The following is a 22,808-nucleotide window of genomic DNA, read 5'->3' on the forward strand; positions in this document are numbered from 1 at the left end:
CACCTCGTCTTGCGCCGCCCAGGAGGGCCAACATGACCGGCACACTCGATCAGACCGCTGTGTTCAGCACCACGCCACGCATGCTTGACTTGCAGACCCGCCTGCGCGCCTTCATGGACGAGTACATTTACCCCAACGAAACCGAGTTCGCCCGGCAGGTCAACGCGGGCAACCGCTGGGAGCATGTGCAGCTCATCGAAGACCTCAAGCCGAGAGCGCGTGAGGCCGGACTCTGGAACCTTTTCTTGCCGCGCGAAAGCGATCCCGACGGCCAGTTCGGCGCGGGCCTGAGCAACCTCGAGTACGCGCCGCTGTGCGAGATCATGGGCCGGGTCTGGTGGGCCCCCGAGATCTTCAATTGCAATGCGCCCGACACCGGCAACATGGAAGTGCTGACCCGGTACGGCACACCTGAACAGCAGCAGATGTGGCTCAGGCCGCTGCTGGAAGGCGAGATTCGCTCCTGCTTCGCCATGACCGAGCCGGATGTGGCGAGTTCTGATGCCACCAACATCGAGTCGAGCATCACCCGTGACGGCGACGAGTACGTGCTGAACGGGCGCAAGTGGTGGACCTCGGGCGCGGGCGATCCGCGCTGCAAGGTTGCCATCTTCATGGGCAAGACCGACCCGCACGCCGAGCGCCACCTTCAGCAGTCGATGATTCTGGTGCCATTAGATGCCCAGGGCGTGACCATCAAGCGGATGCTGACGGTTTTCGGCTACGACGACGCGCCGCACGGCCACGCCGAGGTCATCTTCGAGAACGTGCGGGTGCCGGTCACCAGCATGCTGCTCGGCGAGGGGCGCGGCTTCGAGATCGCCCAGGGAAGATTGGGGCCGGGCCGAATTCACCACTGCATGCGCCTGATCGGGCAGGCCGAGCGGGCGCTGGAACTGATGGTGGCGCGCGCGGCGGCGCGGGTGGCCTTCGGGAAGGCGCTGGCCGCCCACCAGCACGTCCACGAGCTGATCGCCGAGAGCCGCATCGAGATCGATCAGGCCCGGCTGCTGACCTTGCAAGCCGCCCACATGATGGATACGGTGGGCAACAAGGCCGCCCGCTCGCAGATTGCCGCCATCAAGGTGGTCGCGCCGAATGTGGCGCTCAGGGTCATCGATAGGGCCATGCAGGTGTTCGGCGGCGCGGGTGTCAGTGGCGATACTCCCCTGGCGCAGATGTACGCTCAGGCCCGCACTCTGCGGCTGGCCGATGGTCCCGATATCGTGCACCTGGAAACGGTGGCGAAGATGGAACTCAAGCGCCAGGGTGTGGACACCCGGAGGAAAGCGAATGGAGCTTAAAGGAAAAACCGTCGTTGTGACCGGCAGCGCTTCCGGCATCGGCAAGGCCCTGACCGAGCGCTTTGTCAAGGAAGGCGCGCGGGTCGTCGCCTCAGACCGCAACGCTGAGGCGGGCCAGCGCGAGGCTGATGCTGCCGGCGCCAGATTCGTGACCGCCGATGTCAGCCACGAGAGCGGCGTGCAGAAGTTGATCGAGGACGTCTGGGCCAACGAGGGCGAGATCGATCTGTTCTGCTCGAATGCGGGCATCGCCATCGGCGCGGGGCCGGAATCGCCCGACAGCCAGTGGCGGCTTATCGAGAACGTCAACGTGATGAGCCACGTCTGGGCCGCCCGCCACCTGCTGCCGAGAATGCTCGAACGCGGCGAGGGCTATCTGCTCAACACCGCCTCGGCGGCGGGCCTGCTGACCGAACTGCACTCCGCGCCCTACGCCGTGACCAAGCACGCGGCGCTGGCGTTTGCCGAGTGGCTGGCCATCACTTACGGCGACCGGGGTATCAAGGTGTCGTGCCTGTGTCCGGAGGGTGTCTGGACCCCGATGATTCAGAACGCTCCGCTCCTTCAGCAGACTGCGGTGACCACCGACGTGCTGGTGGAGGCCGTATTGGAAGCGTTGCAACAGGAAAAATTCCTGATTACGACCCACCCCACCACCCTCCAGAGCTTCCAGAACAAGGCACAGGACTACGACAACTGGATCGGCAAGATGCGGCGGCTGCGCGGCAAGGCCATGAACTTGCTGCAAGGAGCCAATCTCAGCGGCGCGGGAGAGAAGCGGGCGTGAGCGGCCCTGCTCCGGAGACGGCCCGCATCCGGCCCGGCGAGGAGCTGAATCTGGCGGCGCTGGGCGAGGTGCTGCGCCCGCTGCTGGGCGACGTCGAGCTGGCCGTCGAGCAGTTTCCCGGCGGCCACAGCAACCTGACGTATCTGGTAAAGGCCGCAGAACGCCAGTACGTGCTGCGCCGCGCCCCGCTGGGGCCGGTCGCGCCCAAAGCGCATGACATGGTGCGCGAGTTTCACCTGCTCGAAAAAATCCATCCGGTTTTCGGTGAAGCGCCGCGCCCGGTCTTTTTGTGCGAGGACGCCGCCGTGCTGGGCGCTCCCTTTTTCCTGATGGAGCGTCGGCGCGGGGTGATTATCCGCACCAGCCTGCCGCCGGAGTTCGCTGCCCTACCGGACGCGCCCCGGCGGGCCTCGGAAGCGTTGGTGGACACGCTGGCCCGGCTGCATACCGTGGACATCCAGCACAGCGGCTTGAGCGCGCTGGGCAAACCCGAGGGCTTTAACCGCCGTCAGGTGGAAGGCTGGGCTGGAAGGTGGCAGCGTGCCGAGACGCACCCCAATCCCACGTCCGAGCGCGTTACCGGCTGGCTGCTGGCGAATGTGCCGCCGGAAAGTGCCCACACCGTCGTCCATAACGATTTCAAGCTCGACAACCTGATGCTGGCCGAGCATGACCCCGGTCAGGTGGTGGCGCTGCTCGACTGGGAAATGACCGCTATCGGCGATCCGCTGGTGGATCTGGGCCTGACGCTGGCCTACTGGACGCAGCGCGGCTTCCCGCAGCATCAGCGCACGCCGATCGGCGAACCCGCCGCCGACCAGGGCTTTTTGACCCGCGCCGAATTTCTGGAACGCTACGCCGCCCAGACCGGGCGTGACCTCTCGGGGCTGGTCTGGTACGAGGTGCTGGGGGTGTTCAAGCTGGCCGTCATCCTGCAGCAGATCTACGCCCGCTACCACGCCGGGCAGACCCGCGACGAGCGCTTTGCCCGGCTGGGCGAGCAGGCGCAGGCGCTGATTGAGGAGGCGGCCCGGCAGATCGGGGCCGCAGGCGGCTAGCGTACGGCCAGGACACTCGAAAACGAGCCCAGCCATGCCGAAGGGCCGAAGCGCAAAGGGAACTGGAGTTTCCCTGGACGCTTCGGCCTTTCTGTCTTGCCCTTTCACGCAGTGTGGCAGGCTGCCTTCAGGGCACCACCTGGACGCCGCGCTCGCCGGTCTGCTCGCGGTAATCGAACAGCACGTCGCTCGTCAGGGCCGCCGCGCCCTCCTTGATCAGCGCGACCACCGCGCCGCCAAAGCCCGCCCCGGTCATCCGTGCACCGTAGACCTGCGGCTGGGCTTGCAGCAGCGCCACCAGCACGTCCACCTGCGGATGAGACACCTCGTAATCGTCGCGCAGACTGGCGTGCGAGGCGTTCATCAGCTGGCCGAACTCGGCGGCGTCCGCGCCGAGGGCCTGCAAGACGCGGGCGTTCTCGCTGACCACGTGCCGGGCGCGGCGCTGAAGCACCTCCGGCAACCCGCTCAGCTCGGCCACGCTCACCACGTCGCGCAGCTGTGCCACGCCCAGCAGGCGGCTGGCTTCCTCGACCTGGGCGCGGCGCTCGTTGTAGCCGGATTCAGCCAATCTGCGCGGCACGCCCGAGTCCAGCACCAGCACTTCCGAGTTGGGCGGCAGTGGCACGGCCCGGCGCTCCAGGCTTCGGGTGTCGATCAGCAGCAGGGTCTTGGTGTCGGCCAGGCTGGAGGCCATCTGGTCCATCACGCCGCACATCACGCCGACGAATTCGTGCTCGACCTGCACGCCCCTCAGCGCCAGCGCCACGTCGTCCAGCGCCAGACCGTACAGCTCGCGCAGCGCCCGCAGGGTCGCCACCTCTAAGGCCGCGCTGCTGCTCAGGCCGCCGCTGGGCACCGTGCTGGAAACGAAGGCGTTGAGGCCCTCCTTGACGCCGCTCAGCTCGAAGCAGCCGGTCAGGTACGGCGCGAAGCTCTCGCCGGTTTCACCTACCGCCACCTGGAGGCTGTGGTCGAGGTTGGCGCTCCGGAGCTGGTGCTGATCGGTGCCGTTGCGCCCCAGGCTGACGGTGGCCCGCTGCGGGATGGCGATCGGCAGCACGAAGCCGCCCTGGTAATCGGTATGCTCACCCAGCAGATTGACCCGCCCCGGCGCAGAGGCCACCACTTCCGGCTCGCTGCCGAACACCGAGGCGTAAGTTTCGGGCGCTCTCACGGCTGCTCCACCGCCATGCTGACGGCCCGCAGGCCCTCGGCGGCCTTCTCGGGGAAATTGTCGTTGGCAAACTCGCCGCCGCCCTGCTCGGTTCCGGCCAGGTACTTGAGCTTGCCGGGTGCCCTGAGATACGGGTAGAGCTCGATGTGCAGCGGAAATTCGGGGTAGTCGCCGTCCAGCGGGGCCTGGTGCAGCGTCAGCAGGTACGGCATCCGCACCCCAAACAGGGCGTCAAGCCGCATCAAGGCGTCCTTGAGGACGCGGGCGAAGGCGCTCGTCTCGTCGGCACTCAAATCGGAGAGTTTGCCGGCAGCCCGCGTGGGCAGCACCCAGGTCTCGTAGGTGTAGCGGGCAAACGGCGGCACCACGCTGAGGGCCGCGCCCCCGTCCAGAATGACCCGCAGCCCAGCTTCCCGCTCAGCGGCCACGAAGTCCGGCAGCCAGGGGCGGTCCATATCATTCAGGTACGCCTGGGCGCTCTCCAGCATCCGCGCCTGCACCGGCGGAATGTGGTCGTAGGCGTAGAGTTGGCCGTGCGGGTGATGCAGGGTGACGCCGACTTCCACCCCCCGGTTCTCGAAGGCCAGCACGCTTTTGATGACGCCGCCCGCTTCCAGCCGGGTGGTGCGGTCGGCCCAGACGTTCAGCAGCAGCTCGATTTGCTCGGCGGGCAGCCCGCCCAGCGTGCCGGAAGCGTCCTGGCTGAACACCACCACCTCGCACTTGCCGGTGCCGGGGCGGGTGTCGGTGCCGGGCACGGCCTGCGGTTGCGGAGCCGACAAACTCAGGCTAGGAAAGCGGTTGTCGAACACCGCCATGTCGTAGTGGCCGCGCGGCAACTCGGTGGGGTGGGCCGGGTCAGAGGTGGGAGCCAGCGGGTTGTACTCCGGCGGCGGCAAGAAGGTGCGGTTCAGGCGGTGCGCGGCGTACATCACCCACTCGGCGCGCAAAGGGTGCCAGCGCATTTCTGGGCGGGCATCCACCGGCTCGTCGCTGGGGCTGGGCACGTCGGAACTCAGCTCAATCGGAGCGAGGCCATACAAGGTCAGGGCGCGGCCATCGGGCTTGGTGAAGTCCTGGGCAAAATAGGGGAGGGTGCCGGGAGAATCGCTCGTGGAGGAATTGGTCATGGGTACCTTTTGAGTGTACACGCCTGAATCACTGGTTCAGCACCTGAAAGCTGACCGGCGCGAGCGTTTGCCCCTGCCATTTGACGGCCTGCGGATTCCAGTTTTGCAGCAGGGTGCGCCCGGCGCGGCGGCTGAGGCGCACGCCTTCCGGCAGCGAGTCCACCTGAATCCCGGCATTCATCAGCAGTTCGCTCAGCACCGTGCCGATCAGTTCCTGCTGGTGAGCGCCGATGACCGTCACGTTGCCTCTGCGGATTACCGCCGCCTGGCCGTCCTGCGGGCCGCCCACATAGGAGGCGACGGCCTTCGCGCCTTCCAGCCGGTAACTCTCGGCCCAGCCGGTGGCCGCGAAGGTGCTCTCACCGTACCTGACGTTCTGGATCAGGCCGGGGCGCAGCGAGTCGTATTGCAGCAGCTTCGCGCCGATCAACTCGCTCAGGGGGCCGAACTGCCCCTCGGCCCAGGTCTCGCCGCCAGGCGTGCGAAAGGCGGTCCGCGGGCCGAAGACCAGCTTGGTACCGCCCTCCGAGAGCGCCGCGAACTTCTGCGCCCAGGCCTTCGTCACCAGCGTCAACGCGGGGGCGACCACCACCGCGTAGCCGCTCAGGTCGGCGTCGGGGTGCAGGATGTCCACGTCCAGCCCCAGTGAGCGCAGGGCCATGTAGTACGTCACCGTCTGCGTCCAGTAGCTCATCGAGGAGCTGTGCTTCTGGGCGTCGTAGATCCACAAGCTCTCGTAATCGTGTAGCAGGGCGACGCTGGCCCTGACCTCCCCGAGCGGAAACAGCGCCAGATTGAGCGCCTCCACCTCGGCGTGACCCCGGTCCGGCGTCTCGTCGTGGCGCAGCAGGCCCGAGTGCATGACCTCCTGGGCCATGGTCGCCGCCCGCCAGCGGAAATAGCTCACCACGTCGATGCCGTGCGCCCAGGCCTGCGCAGTCCAGAGTTGCACCGCGCCGCGTGCTGGCAGCGGATTGAAGGGTGCCCAGTTGACCTGCCCGCACTGCTGCTCCATGACCCAGGGGCCGCTGGGCGTGCCTTCACCCTGCCGCCCCAGACTGCCCTGACCCCTCAGCAGCCCCCGGTAGAGGTCGTGGTTGAAGCCGATCAGGTCCGGGTGGCCGGTGCGGGCGAAGTGGGTTTTCACGTCGTCTCCCTGACCGCTGGGCGCGAAGAATTCCAGCATGCCGGTGGGGTAGTTGTCCCATGAGACGAAGTCCAGGCCTTTGGCCACCTCGTAATGGTCGAAACTGCTCTCGAAGATCATGAAATTGTGGGTGATGAAGCGCCCCGGCGACAGCTCGCGCAGAATGGCGACCTGTTCGGCCTGAAACGAGGCGATCAGCGACGAGCAGAAACGGTAGTAGTCCAGCACGTGCGACGGATTCGGCTCGATGACCGTCAGGATGGGCGGCTTGACCTGCGCCCAGTCGGTGTACTCCATGCTCCAGAAGACGTTGCCCCAGGCCAGATTGAGCGCGTCCAGCGTGCCGTATCGGCTCTCCAGCCAGCCGGGAAAGGCCGCTGCACTGGCCCCGCCATAACTGCGCCCCGTATCGCCCTGGGCCCACTCGTTGTCGGTCTGCCAGCCGACCACCGCCGCGTGCTGGCCGTAGCGCTCGGCCATCGCCCGCGTGATGCGCTGGGAATGCTCGCGGTAAATCGGCGAGGCGAAATCGTAATGCCGCCGCGATCCGAACTCGCGCACCCGGCCCTGATCGTCGTAGGGCAGGATTTCGGGATGGGCGCGAATCAGCCAGGCGGGCGGCGTGGGGGTGGGCGTACACAGCACCACCTTCATGCCGCCCGCCGCGTAGGCGTCAACCGCTTCGTCCAGCCACGCCCACTCGAATTCGCCGGGGCGCGGCTCCATCCGGCTCCAGGCGAACTCGGCCAGCCGCACATAGGTCAGGCCCAGTTCGCGCTGCTGCTTGGCATATACGGCGGGGCGGTCTGACGGAACGTGCTCGGGGTAATCGCAGGTGGCCAGCTGAAGATAATCGGTCATGAAGTCCTTGTGGGGTGGAGGCTGGAGGATGCAGAGGCATGAGAGAAGCGCCAGTGGTTGCCCCTCCTCCCTTCCCGAAGAGGGGAGTGAAGAGGAAGGGCCGGGAAGGAGCGCGAAACGGTTTTAGCCCTTGACTGCTCCGCTGGCCAGCCCACCCTGCCAGTAGCGGCCCAGGCTCAGGAAGGCGATGATCAGCGGCAGGATGCTGATGAGTGCGCCCAGCACGATCACCGTGTAGATCGGGTCCTGGCCGCTGCTGACACTGGTCTGGTTCCAGACCGACAGACCCAGCGTCAGCGGAAAGAGGGTGTCTTTGTTGACCACGACCAGCGGCAAGAAAAAGTTGTTCCAAGCGCCGACAAACGAGAACAGTGCCACCGTGACCAGGCCACCGCTGACCAGCGGCAACCCGAGTTGCCAGAAAATTTTGCTCTCCGACGCGCCGTCCACGCGGGCGGCGTCCATCAGCTCCGTCGGGAAACCGGCGTCCCAGAACAGGCGCATCAAGTACAGGCCGAACGGGTTGACCAGTCCTGGTAGGATGACGGCCCAATAGGTGTTGATCAGGCCGATGTTTTGCATCAGCAGGAAAATGGGCAGCGCCAGCGCCGTGCTCGGCACCATGATGGTGGCCAGGATCGCGTTGAACAGGGAATCGCGGCCCCGAAAGTTGAACTTGGAAAAAGCGTAACCACCCATCGCCGCAAAGAGCATACTGCCCACCGCAGAGGCTCCGGCGTAGATGATGGAATTGATCAGCCAGCGGACAAAAATACCGTCGTCGCGGGTAAACAGCGTCCGGAGATTGTCGACGAAATGGCTGGGCGAGGAAAACCACAGCCCGAAAGTGGAATACAGCTGGCTGTTGTCTTTGGTCATGGTGGTGATGACCCACCACAGCGGCAGCAGGCTGTAGACGCAAAACAGCAGCAGCAAAGCGAATTGCAGCAGCGAAAAGCCCTCACGGCGGGGCTTTTGCCGGGTCGGCGCGGTGCTGATTTTGGCTTCCTGAAATCCTTGCGTAGCGGTCATGCTTCTCCCCGGACGTTTCTCAGGAAAAAGCCGCTGAGAATAAAGGTAAACAGCGCCATCACGATGGCTAGCGCCGCACCGTAGCCAAAGTTGCCGTCACGGGCCACCGCCAGATAAAGGTAGGTATTGGGCGTGATGTTGTCGGGCACGTACCCGAGAGGCCGCAACACGAACGGCTCGGAGAAGATCTGCATGGTGCCGATCACCGAGAAGATGCCCGTGAGGGTCAGCGCCGGGCGCAGCAGCGGCAACTTCACATAGCGGGTCACGTTCCAGTTGCTCGCGCCGTCGATGCGGGCGGCCTCGTAGATGTCCGGCGGCACGTTTTGCAGCGCGGCGTAGAGGGTGATCATGTTGTAGCCGGTCCAGGTCCAGGTGACGATATTGCCGATACTGAAAAGCAAAATCCCACTGCTGAGAAAATCGGTTTTGAGGCCGGTGATCTGATTTAAGGGCGAGAGGTTCTTGGAATAGAGGTAGCCCCACAACAGGCCTGCAATCACGCCCGGCACGGTGTAGGGCAGGTAAAAGGCGGTGCGGAAAAAGCGCTGCGCGAAGCCGTTTTTCACGCTGTCGAGAATCAGCGCCAGGGTGGTGGCGACCAGGAGCATCAGCGGGACCTGAATCACCAGAAACAGCAGGATGTTGAGCAGCGAGTGCAGAAAATCGGAGTCCTGAAAGGCCCGCACATAGTTGGTCAGCCCGCCGAAGACGTTCTTGGCCGGGCCGAACCCGCTGCGCTTCTTGATAAAGAGGCTCAGGTACAGGGCGTAACCCACCGGGGTGATGAAAAAGGCCGTGAACGCCAGCAGAAAGGGGGTCAGAAAAAACCAGGGCGTCGCTCGATTGCGCATCAATGCACCTCCTTTTATCGGCGCTGCAAATGAAACGGGAGGGATGCAACGTTCGCGCCCCTCCTGCTTTCGGCTCCTGACGAACCGCGCGCTGGTCGATTCGTCAGGCTGCTGTGTCGTGGAGTTGTGTGCTTGCTTCACTTCCGGCGGCGCTGGCGGTGGTGATCTGCCAGCAGCCGGGCGACCTTATTTGACCGTGAAACCGTTTTGCTTGGCGTAGGCCAGCGACTCGGCCTGCCAGGCGTCGAGTGCCTGATTCGGGGTGAACTGGCCCTTGAGCATCTTGTCGATCTGCTTGCTGAAGTTGTCGTTCACGAACGGGAACCAGGGTGCCCACTGGAAGTTCACGTTCACGCCACGCGAAGCCTGGGCGTAGACCGAGCTGATGTTCTGGCCGCCGAAGAACTTGCTGGGGTTCTTGCTGGTCACGGCCAGCGCAGGCAGGGCCAGACCGGCGTCGGAAGCCGGGAAGAGGCCGCCGTTGTTCCAGTCGGCGGTGACGGCCGAGGAGGAGAGGTTGAGCCACAGGGCGAACAGGGTGGCCGCCTCGGGGTTCTTGCTCTGGGTGGTCACAACGTTGCTGCTGCCACCCCAGTTGCCGCTCTTGACGCTGCTGCCCGCCGTCCACTGCGGCAGCGGAGCCGCACGCCACATGCCCGCCGACTTGGTGCCGAGGCTGCCCGCGTAGCCGCCGGGTCCCCAGGCCGCTTCCATGTTGGTGGCAAGCTTGCCCGCGCCTGCCGCGTTCCAGTAATCGGCGCTGAAGCCTGCCAGCGTGCCGACCTGGCCCTTCTTGATCAGATCGTTCCAGTAATTGAGCACCTTCTTGGCGCTGGCGTTGTTGAGGGTCTGCGTCCAGCCGTCGCCCTGACGCTGAAAGAACTGCCCGCCGTCGGCCCAGGCCAGCGCCATGAACCAGGGCGCGAAGGTGGAGTAGAAGTTGCCGAACTTGACGCTCCCGCCGCTCTTGGTCTTGACGGTGGCCGCCGCCTTGGCATAGTCGGCCCAGGTCTTGGGCACGGCGATGTTGTACTTCTTGAGCAGATCGTCGCGGTAGACCATGGCAAACGGGCCGGTGTCCTGCGGAATGGCGTAGACCGCCTGCCCGTCGGGGCTGACCTGCCCCCAGGTCCAGGGCACGAAGTACTTCTTGTAGTCGCCCGCGCCGTACTTGCTCAAATCGGCCAGCCCGCCGGTATCAGCAAAGGCAGGCAGGAAGCCGTACTCGACTTGCGCCACGTCGGGCGCGCCGCTTCCGGCCTTAATGGCGGTTTGGAGCTTGGTGTAGGTGGCCGGGCCGCCGCCGAGGTTGAGGATCTTGATCTTGATGTTGGGGTACTGCTTGGTGAAGGCGGCGACTGTCTTGTCGAGGCCCGGGACCCAGGACCAGACTTCGAGTGTCACCGGGCCGCTGGGGGCCTTGGGAAACGCGGGGTCGGCGGCGTGAGCGGTGCTGGCGGCCAGGGCCAGCGAAAGCAGCAGGGCAGCGGATTTGAGCGCAGTTTTCTTCATGGGTCCTCCTGGGGACGTAGGAACTTCGGAGTAGGCAGAGCAGAAACGACGCAGCGTCCCTTTCCCACTTCTGTTTAGAGGGAGCTGGTTCGAGAGGAGAGGGCTTCAAAGAGGAGTAGACCTTCTCGAAAACACGGCTTGTTCAAAAAGTACTTGTCTCAAAAAGTGCTCAGAAAACCGCCGCCCACCAAGCCGCATAAGGTGCCTGGCCAGTGACGCTTTGAATGTCGGTTATCTAGGTCATCAATCTAAGTTGGATGCCGAGATTTGTCAACAGCAACCGGTTGCTGAGAAGGAAAATTGTATCCAGCTCACCACTCTGATCAGCCGTAGAAGCGGCTCAGGAGGAGGCCGACCTGCCGCTCGACGCGCGCACGACCAGACTCGGGTCGAGCACCTGCTGCACCTGTTCGCCGTCAATGCTACGAATTGCCGCGTCGACGATCAGGTTCGCCAGTGCTTCGTAGCGGTGGCTCACGGTGGTCAACGCCGGGTAGAACGTCGAGGCCAGCGGTGTGTCGTCAAATCCAACCACCGAGAGGTCGCGCGGAATACTCAGCCCCGCACCCACCGCGACGTGGGCCGCACCCACCGCCACCGGATCGTTGATGCCGATAATGGCGCTGGGCCACTCATGGCGCGGCAGGTTCAGCACAGTCCGCATCGCGTCAGCACCGGCCTGAAGGGTGTAGATGCCGTCAAGGGTCAGGCCTGGCGGCGCACCGGCGGCGGCGAGTTCCTGCGCGAAGGCCTCGCGCTTCTGAATGGTGGCCCGCACATGAGGCACGCCGCCCAGGAAGGCGATGCGGCGGTGGCCCAGTGCGAGCAGGTGCCGGACACTGGCGCGAACGCCCTCGACCTCATCGACCTGCACGGTGGACAGCTCCAGGCCGTCGAGGTGACCGTTGACCAGCACCAGTGGGGTGCGCCGCTGGATACGCTTGGTGTCGGCCAGCAACTCGGCGGTGGGGCGGACCTCGTTGATGCGCCCGCCGGTCAGAATGATGGCGTCCACCTGCCGCTCCGACATGATTCTCAAGTTCCGCGCTTCGAGTTTGAGTTCGTCGAGGGTGTTGCCCAGCAGCAGGGTGTAGCCGTCTTCCAGCGCCCGGCGCTCGACAGCCATGAACAGCGTGGCGTAAAACGGATTGGAGATGTCCGGCAGGATGCAGCCGAGCATGCGACTTTGCTGAAAATAGAGTCCGCGTGCCAGCTGGTTCGGCTGAAATCCGGTGGTGGTGATTGCCTGGCGCACCCGCTCGGTCATCAGCGGATCGACTTTCTTGCCGTTGACCACCCTGGACACTGTGGACGCTGAGACGCCCGCCAACTGAGCGACGTCGTAGATGGTCACGGCCTTTTCCCGCTTGCTCACCCGCACCGCCGGGCCTTACAGGACGTAGCGAACACATACATGGGCCGCACGCTAGCGTATTGGGCACGGTGACGCAGGACCGCGCCGCCGGGGCCGGCCCGGCAGATGGTAAAATCTCGGGCCGAGCAGTCAAGAATAACGCCGAGGAGCTGGGTGGACGTCCGTTCCGCGCAAACGCAAACAAGGAGAAGGATGCAGCTGATGGTGGTGGGAGGCGCGGGCTATATCGGCTCGCATACGGTGCGGCAACTACGGGCCGCCGGACACACGGTGACGGTGCTGGACAATCTGTCGAGCGGCCACAGAGAAGCCCTGCCGGAAGGCGTGGAACTGATCGTGGCCGATCTGCTCGACCCGGCAGCCCTCAAGGCGGCGCTGCTGAGCGCCAGGCCCGACGCGGTCATTCACTTCGCGGCGCTGATCGAGGTGGGTGAGAGCATGCGCTCGCCGGGCCGCTACTACCAGAACAACGTCACCGGCAGCCTGAATCTGTTTCAGGCCATCGTGGAGACGCGCAAGATTCCGGTGGTGTTCAGCTCGACGGCCGCCGTCTACGGTGACGCCGAGAGCGTGCCGATTCCCGAGGACGCCCCCAAGCGCCCAACCAGCACCTACGGCCACAGCAAATGGATGGTCGAGCAGATTCTGCACGATTTCGGGGTGGCCCACGGTCTGCCTTACACCGTGCTGCGCTACTTCAACGTCTGCGGCGCCGCGCCCGACCACACCATCGGCGAGGACCACCCCAACAAGACCCACCTGATCGAGCTGGCGCTGCTCACCGCGCTCGGCCAGCGCGAAAAGATGTTCGTGCACGGCACCGACTACCCCACCCCTGACGGCACCTGCGTGCGCGACTACGTGCATGTCCTCGATCTGGCCGACGCGCATGTGCTGGCGATTGAAGCGCTCGTGGGCGGCGGCGCGAGCGGGCAAGCCTACAACGTGGGCCTGGGCCACGGCTTCTCGGTGCGGCAGGTGCTCGACGCGGTGGACGCGGTGGTGGGCAAGCCGCTGATACGTGAGGAAGGGCCGCGCCGCCCAGGGGATCCGCCCTCGCTGGTGGCTGATCCGACAAGAATTAATACCGAGTTGGGCTTCGACCCCAAGTTCACTGACCTTGAGGGCATCGTCAAGACCGCCTGGGATTGGCACCGTACCCACCCGCACGGCTTCGAAAGCTGAGCGAGCATCCAAAAAACCAGCCGCTGGGAATGGCCCTGTGAGGAGTCGCCCGGCGGCGTTATGATCTCGGCATCTATGTCAGCTCACGGCAGCGTTACGGTCCGTGCGGCGCACTTTCCGCCTTCGCCGCGCCTACCCTGGCCGCCAGCCGCCCCACGCTCAGGCCCTACACGATGATCGAGAAAACCATATCAAACCACTAGATACAGCTGACCTAAACGAAAAGAAGGAGCATACTTTTGAGCAGTCTCCTCCAATTCGGCGTATGACCGCCAGTGCCGATCCGGCCCATTTTCTGCCGTCAGCATACCGGAAAAAACCCGGCCCACGTTCCCCCGAGTGCCACCCCGCCGCTTTGCGGGACCCTATTTGATGATGTAGGGCCGCTCGCCTTCCCGGAACTCGTACCACAGCCGCATCACGATGTCCTGCTCGATGTTGCCGAACTTGCGGCCGTACAGGTTGACGCCACCCTGGTACCGGGCGTCGCTCTTGACGCCCACCTTCATTTGAATCTGTGGCTGCCCGGTGAGGTTGAGCGCCGAAATGGGCAGGCTGCTGACCTGTTTACCGTCGATGAAGCTGCCTTCGCGGTTGATCTTGAAGCGCTTGAGGACCCCGAACTGGCTGTGGTTGATCGGCCACCACAGCGGCGTGAGTTTGCCCCGGCTGCCGCCGAAATCTGCCGGACTGGTCCAGGTTCCGATTTCGGTGTTGTTGAGCCAGACCGTGATATCCGAGGGCCAGTCGAGATCGTGTTCCGGCGCTTCGGAGCACAGCTCAAACGAGACTTCGAGTTCCGACGCCTCGGCTCCGTGCGGCAAGTTGTTGGGAAAATCGTAGCCGAGCGTGCCGTGCCGAAACCAGATGATCTGGGCAAATACGTGTTCGGGTTCGTAGAACGATCTGGGGTCATCCACCAGCCCGATCAGCTTGGCCTCGGTGGCCAGCCCGCAAGTCGGCACCACGTCCGAGTGGCGGTAATTGCCAATCGGCATCGAGATCTCCACGACGTTCGGCTGGGCGCTGACGGCTGCGCCGGGCAACTGGATCAGGATCTCCTCATAGCGTTTGCTGATCAGCTTTTGCCGTCCGCGCGTGCCGGGCATGTACTGCACATCGAGCAGTCCGGCGGCCTCCAGCAGCTTGAGATTGAAATTGACCGTCGAGTGGGGCAGTTGCATGGCCGCCGTCAATTCGCTGACGTTCATCGGGCTGTGCGAGAGCAGACTCAGCATCGACATTCGCGTTTCGCTGTCCACCGCGCGAATGACAACCAACGCGCGCTCTCCCTCCGCGATCAGGGTTCTACTTCCTGCAATCGGCATGCTGAGTGCTCCTCGGGCCTTGGTTGCTGACCCCCTGTTGGCATTGGCACCAAATCTACAAGTTTAGTGGTGGTAATGCAAGGCGTCCTCGGAACAAGCCATCTCGCCAACTCTGAAGGCCCCTGAAGCCGCTGTCAAGCCGCTGGAGTCGGCGGTTCCCGGCTGCGCTGCACACCCGCTGCCCACCTCGTATCAGTGCCGTGGTAATATTTCAGTCAAGAAAAATTGACATTTAAGGGCCGATTTGGTAGCTTTGCCTCGCTCAGCAACAACCCATTCAAAACCATCTCTGTTGCGGCAGAACTGCGGCGTTGTCCCGGCGATCTCTGGAGCTTTTCGGCTCCGCGCCGTGACCCCACCGCCCACGGGAGACTCCATGAAACGACCTGCGAACTTCGGCATGCTGGCCCTGGCTCTCGTCACCGGCACGGTGCTCGCCCAGAGCATGTTGCCCAAACTGGCCGTCAAGGCGACTTACCGGGTCGGCTTTGCTCAGACCGAGAGTAACAACCCCTGGCGCATCGCCCAGACCAAAAGCATGCAGGACGAGGCCAAGAAGCTCGGCTACCAGCTGGTCTACACCGACGCGGCAGGCTCGACGGCCAAACAGGTCGCCGACGTGCGCAGCATGATTGCCCAGAAAGTGGACGCCATCTTCCTCTCGCCGCGCGAGGACAAGCCGCTGGCCCCGGTGGTCGCCGAGGCCCGCAAGGCCGGCATCCCGGTGATCTTGCTCGACCGCAACATCGACCCGGCGCTCTCCAAAGCGGGCACCGACTACGTCACCTTCGTCGGCTCGGACTTCATCAAGGAAGGCCAGCGGGTCGGCGACTGGCTGGTGAAGAATGCGGGCGGCAAGACGAACATCATCGAGCTGGAAGGCACCGTGGGAGCCAGCCCCGCCAACGACCGCAAGAAGGGCTTCGACGACGTGATGGCCAAGAACCCGAAGTTCAAGATCGTGGCCTCGCAGAGCGGCGATTTCGCCCGTGACACGGGTCGCCAGGTGGCCCAGACCCTGTTGCAAGCCCACCCCGAAGCCAACGTGATCTACGCCCACAACGACGAGATGGCCATCGGTGCGGTCTCGGCCATTCAGGCGGCGGGCAAGGTGCCGGGCAAGGACATCCTGGTGCTGTCGATCGACGGCGGCAAGGAAGCGGTGCAGATGGTCGTGGACGGCAAGATCAACTACGTCGTGGAGTGCAACCCGCGCTTCGGCCCCGAGGCCTTCAAGACCCTCAAGAGCTACGCGGCGGGCAAGAAGTTCCCGGCCAAGATCATCAACGCCGACCGTGACTACACCCCGCAATCTGCCAAGGCGGGCCTGGCCAGCGCGTACTGAGCCCGCCTTCCCACGCTGAATGAAGTGTCCTGCCGCGTCACGCTTCCCCGCGTGGCGCGGTTTTGCTGCCGATGTCGGCCCCTCGCGTTGATGCGCCGGGTGCACAATGACGGCACCGTAGAACAGCGAGAAGAGCACCGCGCCGCCCTGACGTTTCCCGTTTTCAACCCTGACCCTTCAAGGAGAAGCGCTTGACCGCCCCCACTTCTGCACCCCCGGCTCCATCCGGCCCCCTGCTGCTCGACATGCAACACATCCAGAAAGCCTTCGCAGGCGTCACGGCGCTGGACAACGCTTCACTCGGCGTGGCTGCGGGCGAGGTTCACGCCCTGATCGGTCAGAACGGTGCAGGCAAGAGCACCATGATCAAGGTGCTGACCGGCGCGTACCGGCGTGACGGCGGCAGCATCACCTTCGCGGGTCAGCCGGTGGACTTTGCCTCACCGCTCGCGGCCCAGCGCGGCGGCATCGCCACCATCTACCAGGAAGTCAATCTGGTGCCTCTGCGCACAGTGGCCGAAAATATCTTCCTGGGCCGTGAACCCAGGAAGTGGGGCCTGATCCAGTGGCCCGCCATGAATGCCGAGGCCGCGCGGCTGCTCACCGAACTCGGTATTCAGCTCGACGTGAAAGAACCGCTGGGGAGTTTCAGCACCGCCATTCAGCAGATGGTGGCGCTGGCCCGCGCGGTGTCGATCAATGCCCGGCTGGTCATCATGGACGAGCCGACCAGCAGCCTCAACGAGCGCGAGGTCGAGACGCTGTTCGGGGTGATCCGGGGCCTGAAGGCCAGGGGCGTCTCAGTGATCTTCGTCTCGCACCGCCTGGACGAGCTGTACGCGGTGTGTGACCGCATCACGGTGATGCGCGACGGGCGCACCGTGTATGCCGGAGATATGCAGGGCATCAGCCGCCTGCAACTCGTTGAGCAGATGCTGGGCCGCGAGATCAAGAATGCGGGCGCACAGACCGGCTTCGTGAAGCACAAGGGCAGCGCTGGCGCAAAGCCGCTGCTCGGCGTCGGCGGGGTAGTGCGCGGCACCCGGCTTCAGGGCGCGTCGGTAGAGGTCGGCGAGGGCGAGGTGGTGGGCCTGGCGGGCCTGCTGGGATCGGGCCGCAGCGAACTGGCCCGTGTCATCTTCGGGGCCGATCAGCCGGACGCGGGCGAGCTGCGCTTTGGCGGGCAGCCGGTGCAGTTTCGCTCGCCGAGCGACGCCATCAAAGCGGGCCTGGGCTTTTGCAGCGAGGACCGCAAAGCTGAGGGCATCGTACCCGAACTCAGCGTGCGCGAGAACCTCACCCTGGCGCTGCTGCCGCGCCTGTCCAGGGCGGGCGTCGTCGACAACCGCCAGCAGGCTGAGATCGTCGAGCGCTTCGTCGCGAGCCTCGGGATCAAGACGTCCAACCCCGATCAGCCGATCCGCGAGCTGTCGGGCGGCAACCAGCAAAAAGTCCTGCTGGCCCGCTGGCTGGCCATGAACCCGAAGCTGCTGATTCTGGACGAACCCACGCGCGGCATCGACGTGGGAGCCAAGGCCGAGATTCAGCGCCTGATCGGTGAGCTGGCCCAGGAAGGACTCGGCGTGCTGATGATTTCCAGCGAACTCGAAGAACTGATCGAGGGCTGCCAGCACGTGACGGTGCTGCACGACGGCAAGACGGTGGCGAATCTGGCGGGCGACGAGATCAGCGAGGCCCAGCTGCTGCATGCCATGGCGCAGGGCCTGGAGCCGGAAGACATGCCCCGCCCGCCGACCCCGCCGCAGGTGCGGGCATGAGCGGCGAAATCAATACCGCCGCCCGCCCGGCCCGCTCGGGCAGTGGCGGTCAGGGGCTGCTGGCCGACTTGAAACAGGTGCTGCCCAGCATCCTGATTTTGCTGGCCCTGCTGATCTTCAACGCCTTTTTCACCCCGTACTTCCTGAGTGTGCAGACCCTCAACGTCAATTTGACGCAGGTGGCGACCATCATCATCGTGGCGATGGGCATGACCCTGGTCATCGCCACCGGCGGCGTGGACCTCTCGGTCGGCTCGCTGATGGCCATCAGCGGCGTGCTGGCCCCCCTGATCTTCCTGAACCCGGCCTTCGCTAGCCTTCAGGGGCTGGGCATCGCGCTGGCCTTCGTGGTGCCGGTGCTGGTGGCCGGGGCCTTCGGGGTGCTCAACGGGCTGTTCGTGACCCGGCTCAAATTGCAGCCCATCGTGGCGACACTGGTGCTCTACATCGCCGGGCGCGGTATTGCCCAGGTCATCACCAACGGGCAGCTCCAGAGCTTTACTACGCCTGCATTCACCTACATCGGGCTGGGCCGACCCTTCGGCGTGCCGTTTCAAGTCATCCTGATGCTGATCATCGTGGCGCTCACCTACTGGGTGGTCAAGCGCACGGTCTTTGGCCGCTACGTGCTGGCCGTTGGCGGTAACGAAACGGCAGCAGGCCTGTCAGGCGTGCCAGTCTCGCGCGTCAAGCTGGCGGTCTATGCCATCAGCGGACTGCTGGCGGGTATCGCCGGGCTAATCGTTATCGCCATCAATTCCAGCAGTGATGCCAACCAGGTCGGGCAGGGCATGGAACTCGACGCTATCGCAGCGGTGGCCGTGGGCGGCACGCTGCTCTCGGGCGGGCGGGCGCAGGTGCTGGGCACTTTGTTTGGCGCGCTGATCATCCAGCTCATCCGCTTTACCCTGCTCGCCAAGGGCGTGCCCGACGCCGCCGCGCTGGTGGTCAAGGCCGCCATCATCGTCATCGCCGTGGCGCTCCAGCAGCGCCGCCGGAGGGAATAAGATGCTGTCTACCAATGCCAAGGCCGATCGCGCCAAGCGCACCCGGTTGCTGAGTACCTTGAGTCAGTACGGCGTGCTGGCCGCCCTGATCCTGCTGATCGTCTTTGGGGCGCTGCGCTACACCGGCTTTATGAGTGAGTACAACTTCTCGACGTTTCTGCGCTACAACGCCATGTTCGGCCTGATCTCGCTGGGTATGTGCTTTGTCATCATGACCGGCGGCATCGACCTCTCGGTGGGCAGCGTGGTCGCCATGTCAAGTGTGGTGGCCGCGCTGCTCAGCCCGTACGGGGCCTTCACGGCGCTCCTCGGCGCGGTGCTAGCCGGGGCGCTGGTCGGCCTGCTCAACGGCTGGATCATCGCCCGGCTGGGCATCCAGCCGTTCATCACGACGCTGGCGACCCTGTTGGGGGCGCGTGGGTTGGCGCTGCTGCTGGCCCGCAACCAGGGCGGCGTGGGCGTGGACACCAGTAACACGGTCTTCACCTGGTTCGGGCAGGGCGATCTGCTGCGGCTGCCGGTGCCGGGCGTCATGATGATCGTCGCCTTCGTTCTCGGGGCAGTGGCCCTGCGCGCCACGCCGTTTGGCCGCCACGCGCTGGCCATCGGCGGCGGCGAGGACGCCAGCAAGCTGATGGGCCTAAACGTGGGCCGCATCAAGCTGGGCGTGTACGTGCTGTCGGGTGCGCTGGCGGGCCTGGCGGGATTGATTCTGGCCTCACAGCTCGGCGCGGGGCAGCCCACCGAGGGCCTCGGCTGGGAACTCTCGGCCATCGCCAGCGTGGTCGTCGGCGGCACGCTGCTGACCGGCGGCACCGGCAGCGTCTGGTCCACATTGGTCGGGGCGATGCTGCTGGGCCTCATTTTCAATATCCTCAATTTCGAGAACGGCAAGGGCATCATCTCGCTCTCGCCGTACTGGCAAAGCGTGATTCGCGGCGGATTTCTGCTTTTGGTGGTGGTGCTGCAAAGTCGGCTGGCCCGGCAAAAGGGCCGAAGCTAGCCCTCTTGCCGAGGTGTAAACTGAACGTCTCCGCAACTGAGTTTTTCCCGTCTCTCCCTTTTCACCAGAGGTGAAGGTATGACCACACTCGATCAGTCTCCAGCGACCGCCTCCAACGCCGCGCCCCAGTACGACACTGCCAGCATCATGGGGGCCATCTACGGCGACGGTATCACCGGCCTCAAGGGGGCCTTTTCAAGAGAATGGGTGGCGGCACTCGGCGAGGATCTAGCCGGACTGTACAAAGACGCCCTGGCCCGGCCCGGCGGCGCGGTGGGGCGCGGCACCAACCGCCACTACGTCGAGATTCACCCGGAAGACATTCGCGGCTTCGTCGAGCTGGTGAGCCACCCCTGGGTGCAGGCGGTCTGCGCGGCGGTGCTGGGGCCAAATTATCAGTTCGTCGAGATCGGCTTCGACGTGCCCAACCCCGGCGCGCGCGACCAGCCCTGGCACCGCGATTTTCCAGCCACCGATCAGACGCTGGTGGAGCGCCGCCTCAACTCACTGGCCTTCAACCTGACCACTGTGGACGTGGAACCCGACATGGGGCCGTTCGATATCGCGCCCGGTACCCAGTGGGACGACCCCAGCGAGTACGACCACGGCATGTTTCCGCCGACCTCGCTCTACGAACGCTACCAGGCCCGCTCACAGCTCAAGATGCCGCGCATGGGTGACGTCTCGGTGCGCTCGGCGCTGACCATTCACCGGGGCACCGCAAACCACTCCGACAAACCGCGTCCGGTCCTGGTGCTGGGCGTCGACGCGCCGGGTGCGGGCAACCACGAGAAGCACGACTTCCAGGTGACCCGCCGCTTCTACGACTCGCTGCCGCCGGAGCTGCGCGAGCATCTGCTGTGCCGTCTGGTCGATCAGCTTGAGCCGATCATGCAGGGGCACACCATCGAGGGGCTGATGATGGGCGATGCCTGATCCGCGTGCCTTGACGGCCCATTTTGGCGGCGCGGCTTACCCCGGCCAGATCGCCGCGCTGGAGGGCAACCGGGGTCAGCTGCGGGTGCGGCTGGAGGCTCCCGGCGAGGCAGTCTGGCCCGCCGTGCAGGACGAGGGCGAACTGGAAATGCACGACGGCGCGCGCTTCCGGGTGGGGGTACTGGATGTGCTGGGCGCGGAAGACGGCGGGCAGGAACTCCGGCTCAAGCTGCTGGGGAAAGGCGGTTCATCTCCAGCGGGTCAGCCGTAGGGGCAAAGCAGGCGGCGAAGCCGGTGAATCACCGCCTGCAATGGCTGAACACGTTTACTTGTCTTTGCCATTCTTGGGCGGCTTGGGCCGCTTCGGCGGCTTCGGCTTGGGACCATTGGGCTTTTTATCCTTGCCGTCAGTGGGAGGCGTCGGGGTGGGGGCGACAACCGGCGGCTTGGGCGTGGGCGTGGGGCTGGCGACTGGCGGTGTGGGCTTCGGCGTCGGTACGGGCGTGACTGGAACGGGAACTGGCGTGGGTACGACCGGCGCAGGCGTGGCTGGTGCAGGGACCGCTTGAAGCCCCAGGCGGGTCAACGCGCCCGGCAGATTGATCAGGCCGTAGCCACTGTTGTTGTTGCGGCTGCCCTTGTTCGAGGCGCTCTGAAACAGAGCACTCTTGAGGGCCACAATACCCAGACTGGGTTTGGCGCTCAGCAGCACCGCGACCGCCCCCGCCGCGATGGGGGCCGCTTGTGAGGTGCCGGAACGTGAGCCGTACCCTTGGCCCGGATAGCTCGACGTGATGTTCTCGCCGGGAGCCATGATGTCGGGCTTGATGAAGGTACCGCTGTAGGCACCCGTCCAGGTGACCGGGCCCCGACTGCTGAAAGCGGATACGGCACCCGCCTGATTGACTGACCCCACCCCGATCACGTCGGGGATGTTGCCGGGACTGCCGGTGCTGCCCGCCGCCGGGCCAAAATTGCCGATGGCGAACACCGGAATCACTCCGGCCTGAAGCATATTCTGAACTGGTTTCACGAATTCTTGATAAGTGCCGGGCAGTCCCAGACTCATGCTGACGACGTTGGCGCCGTCGTTGGTGTCGGGATTGCCGTCAGGATCGATGACCCACTGCATTCCGGCAATCACCTGGGCAAACGTGCCCTGCGACTTCGGCAAGACCAGCGCGCTGATCAGCTTGGCTGCTGGAGCCACCCCCACGCTCTTGCCGACCAGCAGGCCAGCAGTGTGGGTGCCGTGCTGCTCGGAATCGTGTGGGGCGCTGCTCACACGCTCGCCGTCCGCGCCAAATTCGGCGAACGCCAGGAGTTTTCCGGCCAGCTCAGGGTTGTTCGGATCAATGCCGGTATCGAGGTGTCCAATCCGGATGCCCTGGCCGCGAAACCCGGCAGCCCAGGCCTGCGGTGCGCCAATGGCCTGAAGGTGCCAGGGCGTGCCCGCAGGCGCGGCGGCGACACTCAGGGCGCTGGCACGCGGCACCGTGACCTGAAAGTTTTCGAAGACTTCCTCGACCATCGGAAGCTTGGCCAGCGCCTGGGCCTGGGCAGGCGTCATCTTGAGGTACACCGAGTGGTCGAGCCACAGCTCCGCGCCCTTGCCCTTGGTTTTGAGCAGCTTGTTGAGGAGGGCGTTGGCCGAGCCGAGTTTGCCCAGCACGTCCTTGAGCTGCTTACGCAGTTCTTTGGCGCTTTTCCCGCCCGGCGGGGTGTCGAACTTGAAGCGCACCAGCACGCCGATGGTGGCCGCGTCATGGCGGTTGGCTTTTTCCTGGAGCTTGGGCGAGAGATGCCCGGCCTGCGCCGAGTTCAGGGTCAGGGCACTGAGGCTCAGGGCAAGAAATAAGGCGGCATGTCTTTGCATCCTCTGACTGTAGCGGCCCGAAGCTGACGGTCGCTCACAGATGCCTGATGAAGTCTTGTGGCTCGGAGGAGTTACCAAAAACGGGGAATCCCTTATGGAGGATTCCCCGTCGA

General features: G+C 64.8%; 19 protein-coding genes. 10 read left to right on the top strand and 9 right to left on the bottom strand.

Annotation, left to right across the window (positions count from 1 at the left end):
- Positions 1 to 32 precede the first annotated feature (32 nt).
- Genes GUI70_RS02000 through GUI70_RS02010 form a run of 3 tightly spaced genes read left to right on the top strand, consistent with a single transcriptional unit; the run spans position 33 to position 3,149 of the window.
- Positions 33 to 1,304, top strand: coding sequence for an acyl-CoA dehydrogenase family protein (locus GUI70_RS02000; protein ID WP_161880626.1), 1,272 nt, complete (start codon positions 33 to 35; stop codon positions 1,302 to 1,304).
- Positions 1,294 to 2,091, top strand: coding sequence for an SDR family NAD(P)-dependent oxidoreductase (locus GUI70_RS02005; protein WP_161880627.1), 798 nt, complete (start codon positions 1,294 to 1,296; stop codon positions 2,089 to 2,091). The genes GUI70_RS02000 and GUI70_RS02005 overlap by 11 nt, the downstream gene beginning before the upstream one ends.
- The gene (locus GUI70_RS02010) at positions 2,088 to 3,149 is read left to right on the top strand and encodes a phosphotransferase family protein (protein ID WP_161880628.1); all 1,062 of its coding nucleotides are present in this window, start codon (positions 2,088 to 2,090) and stop codon (positions 3,147 to 3,149) included. The genes GUI70_RS02005 and GUI70_RS02010 overlap by 4 nt, the downstream gene beginning before the upstream one ends.
- Before the next feature lie 127 nt (positions 3,150 to 3,276).
- Here GUI70_RS02010 and galK read toward each other — a convergent pair whose 3' ends face one another.
- From galK to GUI70_RS02045, 7 genes are all read right to left on the bottom strand, one after another.
- Positions 3,277 to 4,326 (bottom strand): galactokinase, encoded by a 1,050-nt coding sequence (galK, locus tag GUI70_RS02015; protein WP_237724645.1) that lies wholly within the window; start codon positions 4,324 to 4,326, stop codon positions 3,277 to 3,279.
- The gene (galT, locus tag GUI70_RS02020; RefSeq protein WP_161880629.1) at positions 4,323 to 5,456 is read right to left on the bottom strand and encodes a galactose-1-phosphate uridylyltransferase; all 1,134 of its coding nucleotides are present in this window, start codon (positions 5,454 to 5,456) and stop codon (positions 4,323 to 4,325) included. Before galT ends, galK begins: the two co-directional genes overlap by 4 nt.
- A gap of 28 nt (positions 5,457 to 5,484) precedes the next feature.
- Positions 5,485 to 7,464: a beta-galactosidase gene (locus GUI70_RS02025; protein ID WP_161880630.1), complete on the bottom strand. Its 1,980-nt coding sequence runs from the start codon at positions 7,462 to 7,464 to the stop codon at positions 5,485 to 5,487.
- A 123-nt stretch (positions 7,465 to 7,587) separates the two neighbouring features.
- Positions 7,588 to 8,496 carry a carbohydrate ABC transporter permease gene (locus GUI70_RS02030; RefSeq protein ID WP_161880631.1) on the bottom strand — a complete coding sequence of 303 codons (909 nt, stop codon included), beginning with the start codon at positions 8,494 to 8,496 and terminating at the stop codon, positions 7,588 to 7,590.
- Entirely contained in the window at positions 8,493 to 9,350 is an 858-nt protein-coding gene (locus GUI70_RS02035; protein WP_161880632.1) for a carbohydrate ABC transporter permease, read from the bottom strand. The genes GUI70_RS02030 and GUI70_RS02035 overlap by 4 nt, the downstream gene beginning before the upstream one ends.
- A gap of 186 nt (positions 9,351 to 9,536) precedes the next feature.
- Complete coding sequence (locus GUI70_RS02040) at positions 9,537 to 10,862, bottom strand: extracellular solute-binding protein (protein ID WP_161880633.1); 1,326 nt, start codon at positions 10,860 to 10,862, stop codon at positions 9,537 to 9,539.
- 340 nt (positions 10,863 to 11,202) lie between these two features.
- Entirely contained in the window at positions 11,203 to 12,216 is a 1,014-nt protein-coding gene (locus GUI70_RS02045; RefSeq protein ID WP_161880634.1) for a LacI family DNA-binding transcriptional regulator, read from the bottom strand.
- A gap of 213 nt (positions 12,217 to 12,429) precedes the next feature.
- Between GUI70_RS02045 and galE the strand changes: the two genes are divergently transcribed.
- Positions 12,430 to 13,422 (top strand): UDP-glucose 4-epimerase GalE, encoded by a 993-nt coding sequence (gene galE / locus GUI70_RS02050; RefSeq protein WP_161880635.1) that lies wholly within the window; start codon positions 12,430 to 12,432, stop codon positions 13,420 to 13,422.
- Positions 13,423 to 13,787: 365 nt separating this feature from the next.
- On the opposite strand, the gene GUI70_RS02055 is transcribed toward galE, so the two are convergent.
- Positions 13,788 to 14,750, bottom strand: a complete 963-nt coding sequence (locus tag GUI70_RS02055; RefSeq protein WP_161880636.1) for an ArsR/SmtB family transcription factor — start codon at positions 14,748 to 14,750, stop codon at positions 13,788 to 13,790.
- Between the two features lie 376 nt (positions 14,751 to 15,126).
- On the opposite strand from GUI70_RS02055, the gene GUI70_RS02060 reads away from it, so the two are divergent.
- The 6 genes from GUI70_RS02060 (at position 15,127) to GUI70_RS02085 (ending at position 21,090) form a co-directional block, all read left to right on the top strand.
- On the top strand, positions 15,127 to 16,095 hold the full coding sequence (locus GUI70_RS02060) for an ABC transporter substrate-binding protein (RefSeq protein WP_161880637.1): 969 nt from the start codon (positions 15,127 to 15,129) through the stop codon (positions 16,093 to 16,095).
- A gap of 245 nt (positions 16,096 to 16,340) precedes the next feature.
- Positions 16,341 to 17,873, top strand: coding sequence for a sugar ABC transporter ATP-binding protein (locus GUI70_RS02065; protein ID WP_161880846.1), 1,533 nt, complete (start codon positions 16,341 to 16,343; stop codon positions 17,871 to 17,873).
- Positions 17,870 to 18,880 (top strand): ABC transporter permease, encoded by a 1,011-nt coding sequence (locus tag GUI70_RS02070; protein ID WP_161880638.1) that lies wholly within the window; start codon positions 17,870 to 17,872, stop codon positions 18,878 to 18,880. Before GUI70_RS02065 ends, GUI70_RS02070 begins: the two co-directional genes overlap by 4 nt.
- 1 nt (position 18,881) lies before the next feature.
- Positions 18,882 to 19,883: an ABC transporter permease gene (locus GUI70_RS02075; protein WP_161880639.1), complete on the top strand. Its 1,002-nt coding sequence runs from the start codon at positions 18,882 to 18,884 to the stop codon at positions 19,881 to 19,883.
- A 78-nt stretch (positions 19,884 to 19,961) separates the two neighbouring features.
- Positions 19,962 to 20,819: a phytanoyl-CoA dioxygenase family protein gene (locus GUI70_RS02080; protein ID WP_161880640.1), complete on the top strand. Its 858-nt coding sequence runs from the start codon at positions 19,962 to 19,964 to the stop codon at positions 20,817 to 20,819.
- Positions 20,812 to 21,090: a hypothetical protein gene (locus GUI70_RS02085; protein ID WP_161880641.1), complete on the top strand. Its 279-nt coding sequence runs from the start codon at positions 20,812 to 20,814 to the stop codon at positions 21,088 to 21,090. Before GUI70_RS02080 ends, GUI70_RS02085 begins: the two co-directional genes overlap by 8 nt.
- A gap of 54 nt (positions 21,091 to 21,144) precedes the next feature.
- Here GUI70_RS02085 and GUI70_RS02090 read toward each other — a convergent pair whose 3' ends face one another.
- Positions 21,145 to 22,695: a S8 family peptidase gene (locus GUI70_RS02090; protein ID WP_161880642.1), complete on the bottom strand. Its 1,551-nt coding sequence runs from the start codon at positions 22,693 to 22,695 to the stop codon at positions 21,145 to 21,147.
- Between the last annotated feature and the right edge of the window lie 113 nt (positions 22,696 to 22,808).

It is taken from the genome of Deinococcus alpinitundrae (assembly GCF_009982895.1).
Taxonomy (GTDB): Bacteria; Deinococcota; Deinococci; order Deinococcales; family Deinococcaceae; genus Deinococcus; species Deinococcus alpinitundrae.

Coding starts and splice junctions, on each gene's coding strand:
- GUI70_RS02070 (WP_161880638.1), top strand. CDS start 17,870: ATGAGCGGCGAAATCAATACCGCCGCCCGCCCGGCCCGCTCGGGCAGT.
- GUI70_RS02075 (WP_161880639.1), top strand. CDS start 18,882: ATGCTGTCTACCAATGCCAAGGCCGATCGCGCCAAGCGCACCCGGTTG.
- GUI70_RS02060 (WP_161880637.1), top strand. CDS start 15,127: ATGAAACGACCTGCGAACTTCGGCATGCTGGCCCTGGCTCTCGTCACC.
- GUI70_RS02080 (WP_161880640.1), top strand. CDS start 19,962: ATGACCACACTCGATCAGTCTCCAGCGACCGCCTCCAACGCCGCGCCC.
- GUI70_RS02065 (WP_161880846.1), top strand. CDS start 16,341: ATGCAACACATCCAGAAAGCCTTCGCAGGCGTCACGGCGCTGGACAAC.
- GUI70_RS02040 (WP_161880633.1), bottom strand. CDS start 10,862: ATGAAGAAAACTGCGCTCAAATCCGCTGCCCTGCTGCTTTCGCTGGCC.
- GUI70_RS02030 (WP_161880631.1), bottom strand. CDS start 8,496: ATGACCGCTACGCAAGGATTTCAGGAAGCCAAAATCAGCACCGCGCCG.
- GUI70_RS02055 (WP_161880636.1), bottom strand. CDS start 14,750: ATGCCGATTGCAGGAAGTAGAACCCTGATCGCGGAGGGAGAGCGCGCG.
- galE (WP_161880635.1), top strand. CDS start 12,430: ATGCAGCTGATGGTGGTGGGAGGCGCGGGCTATATCGGCTCGCATACG.
- GUI70_RS02005 (WP_161880627.1), top strand. CDS start 1,294: ATGGAGCTTAAAGGAAAAACCGTCGTTGTGACCGGCAGCGCTTCCGGC.
- GUI70_RS02090 (WP_161880642.1), bottom strand. CDS start 22,695: ATGCAAAGACATGCCGCCTTATTTCTTGCCCTGAGCCTCAGTGCCCTG.
- GUI70_RS02000 (WP_161880626.1), top strand. CDS start 33: ATGACCGGCACACTCGATCAGACCGCTGTGTTCAGCACCACGCCACGC.
- GUI70_RS02085 (WP_161880641.1), top strand. CDS start 20,812: ATGCCTGATCCGCGTGCCTTGACGGCCCATTTTGGCGGCGCGGCTTAC.
- galT (WP_161880629.1), bottom strand. CDS start 5,456: ATGACCAATTCCTCCACGAGCGATTCTCCCGGCACCCTCCCCTATTTT.
- GUI70_RS02025 (WP_161880630.1), bottom strand. CDS start 7,464: ATGACCGATTATCTTCAGCTGGCCACCTGCGATTACCCCGAGCACGTT.
- GUI70_RS02035 (WP_161880632.1), bottom strand. CDS start 9,350: ATGCGCAATCGAGCGACGCCCTGGTTTTTTCTGACCCCCTTTCTGCTG.